The sequence below is a fragment of the uncultured Methanobrevibacter sp. genome (assembly GCF_902771435.1).
In the GTDB taxonomy this organism is placed as follows: Archaea; Methanobacteriota; Methanobacteria; order Methanobacteriales; family Methanobacteriaceae; genus Methanocatella.
Genome location: NZ_CACXXB010000090.1, coordinates 1 through 2,387 on the forward strand (window position 1 = coordinate 1; position 2,387 = coordinate 2,387).

The window sequence follows — 2,387 nt, forward strand, 5'->3', positions numbered from 1 at the left end:
CATTGGTTGCAAGTGATAGGACATTAACATATGCTGAACTTAACGAGGATGCAAATAGAGTGGCCAATTCTTTAATTGGCTTGGGTGTTAAACCTAGAAGCAATGTTCTTATAATGCTTGGAAGGGATAGTAATCTTATTTCTGCTATTTTGGGTGTTTTAAAGGCTGGTTGCGCTTTTGTTCCTATTGATCCCGAATATCCTCAGGATAGGATTGACTACATTTATGAAAACTGTCATGCTGATTATATAATTACTGATAATATCGGTGATGCTACATTGGATATTAATGATTTGCTTAAATGTGAAAATGTTGATAATCCTGATGTTATTATTGATTCCAGTGATATTGCATATATGATTTATACTTCCGGTTCTACAGGTAAGCCGAAGGGTATTATGATTAGTCATATGAATATTACAAATCTTTTCTCAAAGCAGGAAGGCAATCTTTTAAATGATTTGTATTCTCGAATGGATAGGGTTATTGCGTTGAGTACTGTTTCATTTGATGCATTTTTGCTTGACTTTATGAGTTTGACATTTGGTTTAACTATCATTTTGGCTAATGACAGTGAGGTTAAAAATATTGATGAATTGGCCCAATTGATGCATAGGGAAAATCCTGATGCGATTGCAATTACAACTCCTTCAAGAGCCATGCAATATCTAGAAAATAAAAATTTCAAAAATGAATTCGCTTCTATCAAACATATTGGTGTTGGTGGGGAAATGCTTCCTAAAGAACTGGTAAGGAGCATTTTAGAAAATTATGATGCTGAAATTTATAATATGTATGGACCAACAGAAATCACAATAACTTCCAACACAACTAGAATTACCAATACAGATAATATAAATGTTGGAAAAGCTTTATACAACTACATTACTGAAATAAGGGATATTGATGGTAAGGTATTGCCTAAAGGTGTAATGGGTGAGCTTTACATAGGAGGTTATGGAGTAGCTGGCGGATACTATGGCATGGAGGATAAAACCAATGAAGTCTTCTGTGAAATTAATGGTATTCCGTACTACAAAAGTGGAGATTTAGCAGTTGAGTTGCCTGATGGTGAAATTGTTATTAAAGGAAGATTGGATGATCAAATCAAACTTAGGGGATTGAGGATTGAGATTGGTGAAATAGAATCTAACATAAGTAAATATCTTGGAATAAAACAGAGCATTGTCGTTGTCAAAGAAATCAACAACAATGAGCATTTATGCGCCTATTTCACAGCAGATGGTGAAATTGATTCTGCAGAATTGAAGGATTTCTTGAAAGATAAATTGACAAAATATATGGTTCCTACTGTGTTCATGCAAATTGATGAGATGCCGTATACTCCGAATGGTAAGATTGATTTCAAGCAATTGCCTGAGCCTGTTTTGAAATTGGAAAATGTTAAACCTGTAAATGAAACTGAGGAAAAACTCTTTGAAATAATATCTGATTTCATCAATAATGATGAATTCGGTACTACTGATGATTTATATGCTTTAGGTTTCACTTCACTGACATTAATGAAATTAAACTCCTTAATTTATAATGAAATGGATGTTAATATTAATATTTCTGTATTGTTCAATAATCCAACTATTAAATCAATATCTGATGAAATGATCATGGGTGATGGATTTAAATTTGATATTGATGGTTTAATTGATGCTGCAAAGGATATTGAGTATTATCCATTGACTGAAAATCAGTTGGGTGTTTATTATGAGTGTATGCAAAGTCCTGGTGAGATTAAATATACTATGCCTACAGTTGTGAAATTTGACAATAGTGTTGATGCAAATAAACTTAAGGAATCTGTAATTAAGACTGTTGAGTCACATCCTTATCTTAAAGTGAGGATAGTTGTTTCCGATGATGGTTCATTAAAGCAGAAACGTGATGATAATATCCTAATGGATGAGATTGATATTGTTAAAGTTGACAGTATTTCTGATGGGGAACTGATGAAAAATGACGTACGGGCTTTCACATTAAACAATAGTCAATTATTCAGATTTAAAATCTATGATACAAATGATGGTGTTGTTCTGTTTTCTGATTTCCACCATATCATTACAGACGGGGTATCTCAAAATATGTTCTTTAATGAGATTGTAAGTGTCTATAATGGTGAGGATATTGAAAGAGAAACTGTTGATGGTTATGTTTACTCTCTTATTGAAGAAAAACTGGTGGATGGTGAAAAATATAATCAATCTAAAAAATTCTTCCAGGATAAGATGGTTGATGAGGTTGAATCAACAGTATTGACTCCAAACTTAAACGGGAATCCTGATGAAGGTAAAATTAAAAACGTTTCAGACAGCATTGATTCTAAGGTTGTCAAGAAATTCTGTAAAGATAATGTTGTAAGTCAAAATGCTTTA

1 protein-coding gene is annotated in these 2,387 nt (G+C 32.6%); it reads left to right on the forward strand.

The window, feature by feature from the left end; genetic code table 11:
* The coding region (locus QZU83_RS10640) for a non-ribosomal peptide synthetase (protein ID WP_295611957.1) at positions 1 to 2,387 on the forward strand (2,387 nt) is incomplete at both ends.